Source organism: Brevundimonas sp. GCM10030266, assembly GCF_042666595.1.
Taxonomy (GTDB): Bacteria; Pseudomonadota; Alphaproteobacteria; order Caulobacterales; family Caulobacteraceae; genus Brevundimonas.
This window is the reverse complement of sequence record NZ_JBHTCY010000004.1, coordinates 121,896-136,013: the sequence shown is the minus strand read 5'-3', so window position 1 is coordinate 136,013 and position 14,118 is coordinate 121,896. Positions and strand designations below refer to the sequence as shown.

The 14,118-nt window shown below is 68.6% G+C and carries 11 protein-coding genes; 4 read left to right on the top strand and 7 right to left on the bottom strand.

Translation table 11 applies throughout. The features are described from left to right. Positions 1-5: 5 nt before the first annotated feature. From ACFQQC_RS12880 to ACFQQC_RS12870, 3 genes are all read right to left on the bottom strand, one after another. Entirely contained in the window at positions 6-866 is an 861-nt protein-coding gene (locus tag ACFQQC_RS12880; protein ID WP_376863226.1) for a type II secretion system protein N, read from the bottom strand. 199 nt (positions 867-1,065) lie between these two features. Further along, complete coding sequence (locus ACFQQC_RS12875; RefSeq protein WP_376862821.1) at positions 1,066-3,702, bottom strand: TonB-dependent receptor domain-containing protein; 2,637 nt, start codon at positions 3,700-3,702, stop codon at positions 1,066-1,068. Positions 3,703-3,782: 80 nt separating this feature from the next. Continuing rightward, positions 3,783-5,306 (bottom strand): hypothetical protein, encoded by a 1,524-nt coding sequence (locus tag ACFQQC_RS12870; protein WP_376862820.1) that lies wholly within the window; start codon positions 5,304-5,306, stop codon positions 3,783-3,785. A 293-nt stretch (positions 5,307-5,599) separates the two neighbouring features. Between ACFQQC_RS12870 and ACFQQC_RS12865 the strand changes: the two genes are divergently transcribed. Continuing rightward, a complete protein-coding gene (locus ACFQQC_RS12865; RefSeq protein ID WP_376862819.1) occupies positions 5,600-6,256 on the top strand; it encodes a prepilin peptidase in 657 nt (218 codons plus the stop codon). After that, the gene (locus tag ACFQQC_RS12860) at positions 6,253-7,260 is read left to right on the top strand and encodes a DUF2891 domain-containing protein (RefSeq protein ID WP_376862817.1); all 1,008 of its coding nucleotides are present in this window, start codon (positions 6,253-6,255) and stop codon (positions 7,258-7,260) included. The genes ACFQQC_RS12865 and ACFQQC_RS12860 overlap by 4 nt, the downstream gene beginning before the upstream one ends. A gap of 57 nt (positions 7,261-7,317) precedes the next feature. On the opposite strand, the gene ACFQQC_RS12855 is transcribed toward ACFQQC_RS12860, so the two are convergent. From ACFQQC_RS12855 to tpiA, 3 genes are all read right to left on the bottom strand, one after another. Next, positions 7,318-8,970, bottom strand: coding sequence for a CTP synthase (locus ACFQQC_RS12855; RefSeq protein WP_376862815.1), 1,653 nt, complete (start codon positions 8,968-8,970; stop codon positions 7,318-7,320). A gap of 89 nt (positions 8,971-9,059) precedes the next feature. Continuing rightward, positions 9,060-9,473: a preprotein translocase subunit SecG gene (gene secG, locus ACFQQC_RS12850; protein ID WP_376862813.1), complete on the bottom strand. Its 414-nt coding sequence runs from the start codon at positions 9,471-9,473 to the stop codon at positions 9,060-9,062. A gap of 84 nt (positions 9,474-9,557) precedes the next feature. Continuing rightward, the gene (gene tpiA / locus ACFQQC_RS12845; RefSeq protein WP_376862812.1) at positions 9,558-10,307 is read right to left on the bottom strand and encodes a triose-phosphate isomerase; all 750 of its coding nucleotides are present in this window, start codon (positions 10,305-10,307) and stop codon (positions 9,558-9,560) included. 137 nt (positions 10,308-10,444) lie between these two features. Here tpiA and ACFQQC_RS12840 point away from each other — a divergent pair, with 137 nt between their 5' ends. Beyond that, positions 10,445-12,382: a peptidyl-prolyl cis-trans isomerase gene (locus tag ACFQQC_RS12840; protein ID WP_376862811.1), complete on the top strand. Its 1,938-nt coding sequence runs from the start codon at positions 10,445-10,447 to the stop codon at positions 12,380-12,382. After that, complete coding sequence (gene trpE / locus ACFQQC_RS12835; protein WP_376862810.1) at positions 12,379-13,899, top strand: anthranilate synthase component I; 1,521 nt, start codon at positions 12,379-12,381, stop codon at positions 13,897-13,899. Before ACFQQC_RS12840 ends, trpE begins: the two co-directional genes overlap by 4 nt. Here trpE and ACFQQC_RS12830 read toward each other — a convergent pair. Beyond that, positions 13,875-14,069: a peptidoglycan-binding protein gene (locus ACFQQC_RS12830; protein WP_376862809.1), complete on the bottom strand. Its 195-nt coding sequence runs from the start codon at positions 14,067-14,069 to the stop codon at positions 13,875-13,877. The two genes, trpE and ACFQQC_RS12830, sit on opposite strands and share 25 nt — an antisense overlap. Positions 14,070-14,118: the final 49 nt, after the last annotated feature.

The following is a 14,118-nucleotide window of genomic DNA, read 5'->3' as shown; positions in this document are numbered from 1 at the left end:
GCGGGTCACCGGGCGGTCCTTATGGTGGTGGTGCGCGCCTGCCCGCCCCGCTCGAAGCGGATTTCGGCGGAGGGCGCGGTCGCGAGATTGCGGCGCAGATCGGCGATCCGACCGGCGCTGTTCAGTTCGATGCCGTTGACGGCCAGGATGACGTCCCCCGCCTGCAGGCCCGCGGCGCTGAGGGCCGGCGCCTCGCCGGACGCATTGACGGTGAAGCCGTTCACGGCCAGCCCGCGCATCCGGGGGCGCAGCGAGGCCTGCCCCATCAACTGGGCCGGATCGACGACGGCGACGGCGGGAGCCGGCGCGGGTGCTGATGCGGGCGCGGGCGGGGCCACGACCTGATCGCCGGTCGGCGGCGGCGGAGGCGGCGCAGCGCCCATGGGAGCGTCCGCGAAAATCATGCGGCTCAGGGCGCCGTTGCGCGACAGGACGACATGATCCGGCCCGACCGACTGCAGGGTCAGACCCGGCTCGACCTCCTCGCCGACCCCGACCGAGACCTGACGTCCGTCCGCCATCCCGATGATGGCCGAGCCGCCGCCGACGCCATCGGCGCGAATGCCGAACAGCCGCATCTGGCTGCTGCCCGTCGCGGTGTCCTCGGCCATGCTCGACTGGCCGCCGGTGCGGAAGAAGGCGTCGAAGCGCTGGAAGATGGAGGTGTCGGCGGGACGGCTCGCGACGGGCGCATCGACGGAAACGGATGCGGACGGCTGGACGAACAGCCAGACCAGACGCCCGCCCTGAACCAGCAGGACCGCGACCAGCACGCCTTCAAGGAAGGGCCGCAGCCGGACGGGCCGGGACGCCACGTCCTGCGCGAAGGCGCGGGCGGACGAAGTCCAGTTGCGAAGAACAGCCATCACGGAAGGACGCCCGAAAAGGGCCCCGACGGCCCGAAAACGTCCCTAGACCAATCGTCCGGGTTCGGGCTTCACGGCTAAATGAAGACCCCGAGAACCAAGCGTGACAAACCCGCCGCCTGCGGACAGGTTGTCATGGAAGCGCAGCAAAGAAAAAGGACCGACTCCGGATGGAGTCGGTCCCATTCTGTCGTCAGGATCAGAAGCGGGCGGTCAGGCTGACCGAGCCGCTGGTGCCCAGGTCGTAGCCGTTGATGATCACCCGGTTGCCGCCCTGCTCCTGGTATTCCAGGAACTCCTCGCCCAGCAGGTTGCGCAGCTGGACGGCGAAGCCGTACTCGCGACCCGCATAGTCGAAGTCCTTGCGGAAGACGAAGTCGAGCGAGATGCCCGGCTCCTGGATCAGGTCCGGCTCGCCCGGACGGCCGCGGGCCGAGGTGCGCTCCGACACATAGTTGGCGATCAGGGTCGCCTGCGAGCGCGCGGTGTCGTCTTCCCAGCCCAGTTGCACGTTGGCGACGTGCTCGGACTGGCCCTGCAGACGGCTGCCGTCGATCACGTAGAACGAAGCGGGCTGGGCCACGCCGAGGCTGTTCTGGGTGATGACGGTGTCACCGTCCTTCACGTTCACCTCGGAGTCCGACCAGGTGTAGTTGGCCTGGACCAGCCAGCGCTTGTTGGCGATGAAGTCCATGTCCGAGCCGAACTCGAAATACTTCTTCGCCTCGATCTCGGCGCCCATGATCGTGGCGTTCGGCGCGTTGAGGAAGGTCTGCGAGATCGACGAGCCCTGATCGATGACGCTCGACTCGATGGGCTTGTCGAGGTCCTTGTAGAAGACGCCGGCGGTCACGAACTGGTCGCGGGCGAAATACCATTCCCAGCGCGCATCCAGGTTCAGGATCTCGGTATCGACCAGGTAGGGGTTGCCGATGAAGGTTCGGTCGCTTTCGACATCCGTGTACTGCTGCGGAGCCAGCTCACGGAACTGCGGACGGCCGATGGTCTTCGAGGCGCCGAAGCGAAGCTGCATGTCCTCGGCGAAGTTCCAGGTGATGGTTCCGGCCGGAAGGACGTAGTTCTCGTCGATCTCGGTGGGCAGGAAGCCGGTCGTGCCGCCGAACAGATCGCGCGGGGTGACCGTTTGCTCGCCCTGCTCGAAGCGGACGCCGAGGTTCAGGTTCACCAGCGGAATGACTTCCGCCGCGACCTGCGCATAGGCGGCCATGGTCTTCAGCTGACCGTCGAAGGCCGCCGCGCCGTTGGTGCCGGTGATTTCCTCCAGCTGGAGGTACGGCCCGATGTTGATGTCCGAGAACAGGTAGTCGACACGCGACTCCAGCTGGTCCGCGCTCAAACCGTTCGGAGCGATGAAGCGCAGGGTGCGCTGCTCGGACTCGCGGTTGTTGTCCGAGTAGGCGACGCCGACCGAGAAGACGGCCTCACGCGCATCCGACAGCGGCAGGGTGTAGTGCAGATCCGCGCCGGCCGAGACGATGTCGTCGTCCAGTTCGCTGAACGAGATCGCATTGGTCTCGATATCGTGGATCCAGTCGCCGGCCACGTTCTGGCCATAGCCGAAGCGGGTCTCATACGGCGCATCGCGCGACGTCAGGGCGTAGCCCGCACGCCAGTCGAACTCCCACTCGCCGGTGGCGCCGAAGCTGTGCTCGCCGGTCAGCTGCGTCGAGTACAGTTGGCGAACGAACCACTCGGTGTTGTCGGTGCGACGCTGGCCGCCCGAGGCGTCGTCGAAGCCGGCCTCCGAACGGGCTTCCTTCGTGACATTGCGGACGTAGAGGTTGGTCCACTTCAGCGTGCTGGTGTCGCTGGTCAGGCTCAGGGCGCCGAGGAAGTTCAGCGTCAGGTCGTTCTGGTTCGACTGGAACGCATAGTCGTTGGCGGTCACGAACTGGCCGGCGTCGAGACGACCCGACTGACGGATCCCGTTGCGACCGGTCCAGCTGTTGTCATAGGAGGCGACGAAGACGCCGCCCAGGGTGCCGAAGCTGGTCTCGGTGCTGGTGCCGCCGGTGAAGCGCAGGCCGAAGTTGGCGGGCGTGGTCTCGCGCTGCAACAGACGCAGCGGCGCGTTGACCAGCGACTGGCCCATCTGGCGCAACTGGCTGGCGCTGAAGTTGCCGGCGGAAATCCGCTGGCCGGTGGCGAAGCCCAGCTGGAGCGGACCCGGCACGTCGCGGGTGCCGTCGTCGAAGCTGGTGAAGTCCGTCCGCGAACCGAAATAGATCAGCGCGTCCTTGCCCGAGGTCTCGGTGTTGCCGCTGACCGAGGCCTGCATGCTGAAGAACGGCTCGGCCGGGGTATCGATCGTCTGCAGATCGACCACACCGCCGCCGAACTCGCCCGGATAGGCGACCGAATAGGTCTTCTGGACGGTCAAGCCGGACAGGATTTCCGACGGGAAGAGGTCCAGCGGAACGACGCGTTGCAGCGGCTCCGGGCTGGGCAGAGGCGAACCGTTCAGCAGGGCCGACGAATAGCGCTCGCCGAGACCGCGCACGTAGATGAAGCGGCCCTCAACGACCGACAGGCCCGTCACGCGGGCCAGGGCGCCGGCGGCGTCGGCGTCACCGGTGCGCTCCAGATCCTCGGCGGTGAGGAAGGCGGCGACCTCCGGGCTTTCGCGGTTGGGCTGGGGAATATAGCGGCCGAGGACGACGACTTCGCCCAGCTCGGCGCCCTGATCCACCTGCGGCTCGGCCTGCTGGGCCGGCGTCTGAGTGGTCGGCGCGGTCTGGGCCAGGGCGACGCCCGGCGCGACCATGGCGGTGGTGGCGAGCAGCAGCCCGCCGAGGGAGAGTTTCACGGTCTTCATGGTCTGCGCCTCGAAGGAATCAACGGAAGGGATCGGCGATGCGGGCGGCGACCCGAAAGTCGCCGCCCGCTCCTCCGTCATCAGCAGCTCGAACCGGCCTGCAGGCCGCACGTCCAGCCGGTGAACCAGGTGTCGGCGGCGTTCTGCACGGCGCCGATGTAGGTCACGTTCTGGAACCAGCTGTAGACCGCCGGGGCGTTAGTCACCGGCACGGCGCTCTCGTTCGTGCCGTTGATGAAGGCGAGGCTCTGGGCCTGCAGGGTGGCGCCGGCCGGAGCCGTCATGGTCGACGTGCCGGCAGCAGTGTTGTTGATGTTGGTCGCGGTGATGAACACCGCCTCGGTCGCCGCGGCGTTGACGTTCGAGTCGTTCTCGTACGGACGCGAGCAGGCGAAGTAGACCGAGCGGAAGACCGGGTTGTTGGCGACGGTCTGGGCGTCGTCGATGTCCAGGCAGGCCGCGGCCGAAGTCGACGGATTGGTGACCACCGAGTTGATGATTGTCGGGTTCACGCCGGTGTTCAGCGTCAGCACGGCGTCAGCGGCCACGGCGGCGTTGCGGCCGACGATGGTCCAGTTCGAAACGCGCGGGCGGGTGTAGTAGGTGGTGCCCGACGGAGCGGCCGACCACTCGAAGCCGCGGCTGCCGTTGGTCACGGCCGTCGCGCGCTGGGTGATGATGCCGAACTGGGCGCCGCCCTGCCAGCCGGTGTCGACGTCGAAGCCGTCGTCGTCGGCGCCGTTGATGACGATGTGGCGCAGGTTGACGGTGCCGCCGAAGATTTCGATGCCGTCGTCCGAGCTGTTGTAGGCCTGGATGTATTCAACCGTGGTGCCGGTGCCGACGCCGGCCAGGGTCAGGGCCTGCAGCTCGTTGTTCGGCGAGATTTCGAAGCCCGAGTAGCGGATCTGGACGTAACGCAGGCGGCCCGAGCTGTCGCCGGCGGTGTTGCCGCCGTAGTTGGCGCTGGTGCCTTCGATCTGGCCGACGCAGGCCACGTTCGGAGCCGTGACGCCCACCGGGCAGACGGCCGTCGGCGCGCGGCCGGCGAGGACGACGCCGCCCCACTGCCCCTGCGAGCTCTCGGTCGTGGTGCCGTCGATGTTGGCGCGGCTGGTGAAGATGATCGGGTTGGTCGCGGTGCCTTCAGCGAAGATCTGCGAGCCGCGGTTGACCAGCAGGTAGTCCGAGCCGGCCGAGCCGTACAGGCGGACGCCCGCTTCGATGGTCAGGATGCCTTGCTGGCTGCCGGCGACCGGAGCCGAAGGATCGGCGCCCATGTCGGTGCCGACCTGGGTGCGGTTCGAGATGGCGTAGACGGTCCCGGCGCGCAGCGGAACGGTCAGGTTGCCGGTGATGGTGGTCGGCAGCTGGCAGGCGCGCAGGGTGCCGTTGGCGACGACGCCGACGTTGGCGAAGCCGGTCGGGCAGTCAGCAGCCGGGGTGCCCGGCGTGACCGGCGGGGTGACCGGAGGCGTGGTGGGGCCGGTGCCGCCGCCGAAGTCGCCTTCGCCCGGCGAGGCCACTTCAGACGAGCCGCAGGCCGCCAGAGCGAGAGCGCTGGCCGACAGGGCCAGGAGCGTGGTCAGTTTGAAGCCGTTCATCGTTTTCACCGTGTCTGGTCCGAAGGAACTCACGGCAGGTGAGACCGAACGCCCATGCGCCCGATCGTGACGAAGCCCGTCCCCCGCCTGCCCTGCCCGTGGTTAGAAGCCGGATATGACAGCGGGGCCGCTGGAGCGTGACGGTTCCGGCGCGCTTACATGAAGATGTCGTATCGCCTTGATGAAAGACGATCCCGACACCCCATTTTCGTCACAAAGCGCCTCGGGCCTTTGGTCTTGCCGTGACGGGACCAGCCGCCTATCCGACCCTGAAACCACGCGTGGGAGGCGTCGTGAGCAACACCACTGTCACAGTCGCCTTCGCCATCGCCGGGGCGCTGGCCGGCCCTCTTTTGGCCCTCATCAGCCTGCGCCTGCCCGAGGCCGGAGCGGCCCCGCGCCCTCATGCGCCGATCCGCTACGCCGCGTTCGCCCTCGCCGGCGCGGGGATCGGATGCTGGGCCGCGCTCTCGCAGATGACGGTTTCGGCCGCCCTGCTGACTGCGGTCCTCGGCTGGCTGCTCCTGCTGATTGCGGTGGTGGACGCCGAGCATTTCTGGCTGCCGGATCAACTGACGCTGCCGCTGGGGGCCGCCGGGATCGGCGCCGCCATCCTGCCGAACGGAACGGGATTGCTGAACGCCGCCATCGGCGCCGCCGTCGGCTTCGCCGCCCTGTGGCTGCTGGCCTTCGCCTACCGAAGACTGAGGGGCCGTGACGGCCTTGGCGGCGGCGACCCCTTCCTTCTGGCGGCGGGCGGCGCCTGGGTCGGCTGGATGGGCCTGCCGTCGGTCCTGCTCTGGGCCGCGGCCTCGGGGCTCAGCCTCGTCGCGGCGCGCCTGTTGCTGAAGACGCCGCTGCGGGGCGACGACCGGCTGGCCTTCGGCGTCTTTCTGGCCATCGGCATCTGGATGACCTGGATCTTCGGCCCTCTGGGCGTCGGTCGATGAGCCGCCTCGACGCCGCCACGGCCTCGCGATTCGCCCAGATCGCCCTGGGCCACATCACCCGGGAATATCCCAACCGGCTGGACCACGTCCTGACCGGGCGGCGCGATCTGAAATCGCCCCGCGACCTGCACCCCATCTTCTTCGGCAGCTACGACTGGCACTCCTGCGTCCACGGCTGGTGGACCCTGTTCACCCTGCAGCGCCTCTATCCGGACAACCCCGAGACGCCGCGCATCTGGGCGCTGGCCAATGAGTTGTTCACCCCGGAGAACGTGGCTGCCGAGGTCGCCTATCTGGAACAGCCGTCCAGTCGCGGCTTTGAGCGCCCCTACGGCTGGGCCTGGTTGCTGATGCTGGCCGCGGAGATGGATCGGCACGACAGCGAGGACGGGCGGCGCCGCGCCGCGACCCTGCGCCCCCTGGCCCGCGCCATCGCCGATCGCTTCCACGCCTTCCTGCCGCTGGCTCCCTATCCGGTCCGGGCGGGAACCCACTACAACACCGCCTTCGCCCTGCGCCTGACGCTGGACTGGGCCGAGGCGAACGATCCGGTGCTGGCCGCCCTGTGTCGCGACAAGGCGCTGCTCTGGCACGCCGAGGATCGGGATTGTCAGGCCTGGGAGCCGTCGCAGGACGACTTCCTGTCCCCCGCCCTGATGGAAGCGGCCCTGATGCGCCGCTTCCTGCACGCGCACGACTTCCAGGACTGGTTCAGGATCTTCCTGCCCCGGCTGGGCTCGCAAAAGCCGGCGACGCTGTTCACGCCTGCCCGGGTCACCGACCGTTCGGACGGCAAGATCGCCCACCTCGACGGCCTGAACCTGAGCCGGGCCTGGTGCTGGCGGGAGATCGCCTCCGCCCTGCCCGAAGGCGACATCCGCGCCGTGATCGCCCGCAAGGCCGCCGCGGCCCATCTGGACGCCGCCCTGCCCCATGTCGCGGGCGACTATATGGGGGAGCACTGGCTGGCCAGCTTCGCCCTCCTGGCCTTGCTGGCCGACTGAAACGAAAAAGGCCCCGACGTTTCCGCCGGGGCCTTCCGTTCCAGGATTTCAGCGCGATCAGACCAGTCGGCTCTGCACCAGCGCCGCCTCGATGAAGCCGGCGAACAGGGGGTGCGGGGCGAACGGCCGGCTCTTCAGCTCCGGATGGTATTGCACGCCGATGAACCAAGGGTGGTCCGGACGCTCGACGGTCTCGGGCAGGACGCCGTCCGGCGACAGGCCGGCGAAGATCAGGCCGCCCTTATCCTCGATGGCCTCGCGGTAGTTGATGTTCACCTCATAGCGGTGGCGGTGCCGTTCGCTGATGTCGGTCGCGCCGTACATCTCCGCGATCCTGGACCCGGCCTTCAGCGTCGAATCATAGGCGCCCAGACGCATGGTGCCGCCCAGATCGCCGCCTTGCTGACGCAGCACCCGCTGGTTGCCCTGGGTCCATTCGGTCATCAGGCCGACCACCGGCTCGCTGGTCGGGCCGAACTCGGTCGAGGACGCCTTGGGGAAACCAGCCAGGTTCCGGGCCGCCTCGATCACCGCCATCTGCATGCCGAAGCAGATGCCGAAATACGGGATGCGATTCTCGCGGGCGAAGCGGGCCGCCTCGATCTTGCCTTCCGAGCCGCGCTCGCCGAAGCCGCCCGGCACCAGAATGGCGTGGGCGTTCTGCAGGCGGGCGTTGCAGGCGTCGCGGTCGCCCTCGAAAGTCTCGGCCTCGACCCAGTCGATGTTGACCTTGACCCGATTGGCCACACCGCCGTGGTGCAGGGCCTCGATCAGGGATTTGTAGGCGTCCTTGAGGACCGTGTACTTGCCGACCACGGCCACGGTGACCTCGCCGTCCGGATTCAGGCGGCGGTCGACGATGTCGGTCCAGCGCGACAGGTCCGGCGCCGGCGCGTCGGTCATGCCGAAGTGGGCGAGCACCTCGGTGTCCAGCCCCTCGCGGTGATAATCCAGCGGCACGGCGTAGATGTCGGCCGAATCCATCGCCTGGATGACGCCGCTTTCGCGCACGTTGCAGAACAGGCCGATCTTGCGCTTCTCGTCGGCCGGGATCGGCTGTTCGCAGCGGCACAGCAGGATGTCCGGCTGGATGCCGATGGAGCGCAGCTCCTTCACCGAGTGCTGGGTCGGCTTGGTCTTCATCTCGCCGGCCGTCTTGATGAACGGCAGCAGGGTCAGGTGGACGAAGCAGCTCTGGCCGCGGGGCAGGTCCTGGCCCAGCTGGCGGATCGCCTCGAAGAACGGCAGGCCTTCGATGTCGCCGACCGTGCCGCCGATCTCGACCAGCACGAAGTCCACGTCCTCGCCGTCATCGGTCAGGGCCTGGCTGAGGCAGAAGGATTTGATCTGGTCGGTGACGTGCGGGATCACCTGCACCGTCGCGCCCAGATAGTCGCCGCGACGCTCCTTCTCGAGGATGGTCGAATAGATGCGGCCGGTGGTGATGTTGTCCGACTTGGCCGCCGAGACGCCGGTGAAGCGTTCGTAGTGGCCCAGGTCGAGATCGGTCTCGGCCCCGTCGTCGGTCACGAAGACCTCGCCGTGCTGATACGGGCTCATCGTGCCCGGATCGACGTTCAGATAGGGGTCGAGCTTACGAAGGCGAACCTTGTAGCCGCGCGCTTGCAGAAGCGCGCCGAGAGCGGCGGAAGCGAGGCCTTTTCCCAATGAGGAAACCACGCCGCCAGTGATGAACACGTAACGGGCCATGGGAGATCACCTTACCGCCGATTCGGGCGGACAGTTCTGGAGACTTTGAGGGCGGGAGAGGAAGGCGGGGATAAAGTCCCCGCACATCCTTATTGAGCCGGAGCGGGCTGGGCCGGGGTCGAGTTCAGGCTCGACTCCAGATCCTGCAGCGACGGCGCGGTCGGTTGGGCCGGAGCGGCCGGGTCCGCGGTCGGCGCCTGCTGTTGTTGCTGGGCGGACGGCGGCGGCGTGGCCAGATCACCGATCGAGTCGGCATCGACGATCGATCGGTTGGACCGCTCGACATTGCCCAGGATCGTCAGCGACAGGGCGCAGATGAAGAACAGCGAGGCCAGCACCCAGGTCGTCTTGGTCAGCAGATTGCCTGCCCCACGCGCGCTCATGAAGTTCGAGGGACCACCGCCCATGCCCAGCGCGCCGCCTTCGGAGCGCTGGAGCAGCACGACCGCGGCCAGCGCGATCGAGACGAGGATCATGGCGACGAGGAGAATGATCTGGAGCATGACGGCCGATATGTGTGGCGCACCCGCGCCGATCAAGCGGCGGCGTCTATCACCAAGGAGAAGACTAGGGAATAGGCAGACCGATCAGACGGCCCGGATGATGCCGAGGAAATCCGCCGCCTTCAGCGAGGCGCCGCCGACGAGGGCGCCGCCGACCTCGGGGGTCGACAGGATGTCGCGGGCGTTGTCCGGCTTGACCGAGCCGCCGTACAGGATCGGTTGCTCCGCCACGCCGAGCCCCAGACGCTCGATCATCGCGGCGCGGACAGCGCGATGCACCTCCTCGATCTGCTCCAGCGTCGGCGTCAGGCCGGTGCCGATGGCCCAGACCGGCTCATAGGCGACAGCGAAGGCCTGCCCGGCCAGGGCCAGCGGCAGGGAATGGATGACCTGATCGCGCACGACCTCGACGGCCCGCCCCGCTTCACGCTCCTGAAGCGTCTCGCCGACACAGATGATCGGCGACAGACCCGCGGCCAGCGCCGCCTCGGCCTTGGCGAGAACCAGCGCATCGGTCTCGCCATAGCCCTGACGACGCTCGGAGTGGCCCAGGATCGCCAGGGTGGCGCCTGCGTCCTTAAGCATCGCCGCCGACACATCGCCGGTATAGGCGCCCGAGGTCTCGGCGCGGCAGTCCTGCCCGCCCACTTCGATCGCTCCGTCACCGGCGGCGCGCGCCAGACGTTCGACCAGGGTGGCCGGCGGGCACAGGGCCACCCGGCAGTTCGCAGGTTCGGATTTCAGGGCGGCGTCCAGCGCCTCCACCTCGGCCAGGCTCGCGCCCAGCCCGTTCATTTTCCAATTGCCGGCGATCAGCTTCACGGATTGTTTCATCCGCTCTCTCTAGGCGGCGTCGCGTCGCAAGCCAAGCCGCCGACAAAAGGAAGCGGCGCCATCGTCTTGCCGTGCTGGCCTTTCACGCCCTATAGGCCGAGGCGGCCCACTTCGCCGCCCTTCCGTCAGGATCGACCATGCTCACCGCCACCCGCAAATTCGCCAAGTCCAAATGGGCTATCGGTCTGTTTGTCTTTCTGGCCCTGGGCCTTCTGGTCACCGGCGGCGCACAGATGGGCGATTTCTTCGGCAGCTTTGGTCCCAAGCATGTGATCAGCGCCGGCAACCGCAGCGTGGACGCCGCCCAGTTCCGCGCCGACATGGACGCCGAGCGCCAGCGCACGCAGGAACAGGCCGGGCGTCCGGTCAGCTTCGAGGATCTGGTGGCCGGCGGCCGCCTGACCTCCGCCCTGGACCAGCAGGCCAATGTCTACGGCTTCATGGCCTGGGCATGGGACGCGGGCATTCGTCCGGGCAAGGAACTGGCCCTGCGCCAGATTCGCCAGATCCCGGCCTTCTTCGATCAGGTCAGCGGCCGCTTCGATGAAGCCCAGTACGAAACCACCCTGCAGCGCGCCAACCTGACCCGCGAGCGTTTCGAACAGGAAACCCAGGACCAGATCGTCCTGCGTCACTACGGCACCGCCATTCAGGCCGGCCTGCGCCTGCCCCGCATCTACGGCGCCGTTGTCGCCAACCAGGTCGGCCAGACCCGCGAAGGCCGCTGGTTCACCGTCACCCAAGCCATGGCCGGAACCGTCGCCGCGCCGACCGACGCCCAACTGACGACCTTCATCCAGCAGAACGCCAACGACTTCCGGGTGCCGGAACTGCGCAAGGCGACGCTGGTCGTCTTCAGCAACCCCGCTGACGGTCAGGGCGAAATCGCCGAGGCGCGGATCGAGGAGCGCTTCAACTTCCGCCGTGACGCCCTGTCGCAACCGGAGACGCGTTCGTTCGTCACCCTGACCGCGCCGAACAAGGCCGCCGCCGACCGCATCGCCGCCGCCCTGCGCGCCGGCCAGACGCCGGAAGCCGTGGCCCAGGCCAACAACATCCAGCCGGTGGTCGAAACCGACCGTCCGCGCACCGCTGTCGGCGATCCCGCCGTCGCCGCCGCCGTCTTCGGCATGACCCCGAACCAGATCTCCGATCCGATCCAGGCCCGCGTCGGCTTCGTGGTGGCCAAGCTGAACGGCGTCACCGCCGGTCGCGCCGTCACCGTCAACGACGTCCGCGCCCAGATCATCGACGAGCTGCGCGCCGAGGACATCCGCGGGGCCGTCTATGAGCGTGTGTCGGCCTATGACAAGGCGCGTCAGGCCGGCAAGACGCTGGAAGCCGCCGTCGCCGAGATCGGCGCCCGCACCCTGTCCCTGCCGGCCGTCACCCAGGACGGACGCAGCATGGAGGCGCAGGCCGGCCAGTTCCCACCCGAGGTGCTGCAGACCATGTGGCGTCTCGGCCGCAACGGTGAGAGCGAAGTCATCCAGGACAGCCAGAACGGCTACTTCGTGGTCCGCATCGACGAGATCACCCCGCCGGCCCTGCTGACCCTCGAACGGCCGGACGTGCGCGCCCAGATCGCCGCGACCTACACCGCCCGCGAGAACGCCCGTCGCCTGACCACCCTGGCCAACACCCTGTCCGCTCGCGTCCGCGGCGGCGAGGACATCGCCGCGGTCGCCAGTTCGGCCGGCGCGACGCTGGAAACCGGCGCCAATGTCAGCGCCCAGGATCAGGCGCGTGGCCGTGGCGTCATCGCCGGCCTCTTCACCAGTCCGGTGAACCAGGTCTTCTCGCAGCAGCAGACCGAGGACAGCTATGTGATCGGTCGCACGGACCGCATCACCGCCCCGGTGGCCGCCACGGCCGCCAACGCCGCCGAAGGCTTCCGGGGTCGTCTGACCAGCGAAGGCCTGAGCGCGCTCGGCGAATCGGCGATCCGCTCGGCCGCGACCAAGGTCGGCGCGACCTTCGACGAGGCTCTGGCCCGCGAGGCGCTGGGGCTCCCGGCTGAAGCCGCCGCGACGCCGGCGGGAGCTCCGGCTCCCGCGCCCGCCCCGGCGCGATGACCACGAAGGACACCGCCGCCGCGGTTCAGGCCTTCCACGACGGCTGGTCCTCGGGCCGGCCGCAGGTGGTCGTTCGTCGTCTGGTGGACGATCTGGAGACCCCGGTTTCGGCCTTCCTGAAGGTGGGCCGGGGCCGTCCCCACGCCTTCCTGCTGGAGTCGGTCGAGGGCGGCGCGGTCAACGGCCGCTATTCCATCATCACCCGCGAGCCGGACGTCGTCTGGCGCTGCCGGGACCGCAAGCCGGAACTGGCGCGCGGAGAAGCCGCCATCGCTTCGGGCGCCTACAGTCCTGACGGCGACGATCCGCTGGCCTCGCTGCGGGCCCTGATGGCCGCGTCGCGCTTCGACCTGCCGGAAGACCTGCCGCCCATGGCCGCCGGACTGTTCGGCGTGTTCGGCTATGACATGGTCCGGCTGCTCGAGCCGCTGGGCGAGCCCAATCCCGATCCGCTGAACCTGCCGGACGCGGTCCTGACCCGCCCGGCGATCGTCGGCATCTTCGATTCGGTGAAGCACGAGATCGTGCTGGTCTCGGCCGCCTATCCCGACAGCGGTCAGGACGTCAGCGCGGCCTTCGACGCCGCCGTCGCCCGGCTGGACCGGTTCGAGGCCGACCTGCGCACGCCCCTGCCCGCCCTGCCGGTCCCGTTCGAGGCGCCCGGTCCCGACTTCGCCTCCCCCGTCGACGAAGCCGCCTTCGGCCAGATGGTGGCCCGCGCCAAGGACTACATCGGCGCCGGCGACATCTTCCAGGTCGTGCTCAGCCACCGCTTCTCGGCGGATTGGGATACGGACCCGCTGGCCTTCTACCGCGCCCTGCGCCGCCAGAACCCGTCGCCCTATCTGTTCTTCCTGGACTTCGGCGACTTCCAGTTGGCGGGATCGAGCCCGGAAATCCTCGTCCGGCTGAAAGACGGTCGCGTGACCATCCGCCCGCTGGCCGGGACCCGCCCGCGCGGCGAGACGCCCGAGGCCGACAAGGCGCTGGAGGCCGAACTGCTGGCCGATCCCAAGGAGCGGGCCGAGCACCTGATGCTGCTCGATCTGGGCCGCAACGACGTGGGCCGGGTGTCCGCGCCGGGCACGGTCGAGGTCACCGAGAGCTTCGTGGTCGAGCGCTACAGCTCGGTCATGCACATCGTCTCGGACGTGCAGGGCGTGGCCGATCCCAAGCTGGATGCGGTCGACACCCTGCTGGCCGCGCTTCCGGCGGGCACCCTGTCGGGCGCGCCCAAGGTCCGGGCCATGGAGATCATCGACGAGCTGGAAGAGGTGAAGCGCGGCGTCGGCTACGGCGGCGGCGTGGGCTACATCTCGGCGGGCGGCGAGGCGGACATCTGCATCGTCCTGCGGACCGCCCTGTTCGCCGACGGCCAGATCCATGTGCAGGCGGGCGCCGGCGTGGTCGCCGACAGCGATCCGGCGGCGGAGTATGCGGAGACGAAGGCCAAGGCCCGTGCGCCCATGCGGGCCGCGGACGAGGCGTGGCGCTATCCGTTCGGCAACAGGTCCTGAGCCACCGGCGGGGCGTCCGTGAAGCGGACGCCCGGTCCGAGGATCATCACCCCGGCCATCAGGATCGCCGCCGTCGCCGCCAGGGCCGCCGCGCCCAGCGCCGACCACGGGCTGAACACCTCAACCGGCGTCGTCAGCAGCACGCGCGCCTTCTGGATCCCGTCGGCCATTCGAGCCTCCCCCGTCGAAGCGTCCCAATTCGACCCAACAAGGTTAACG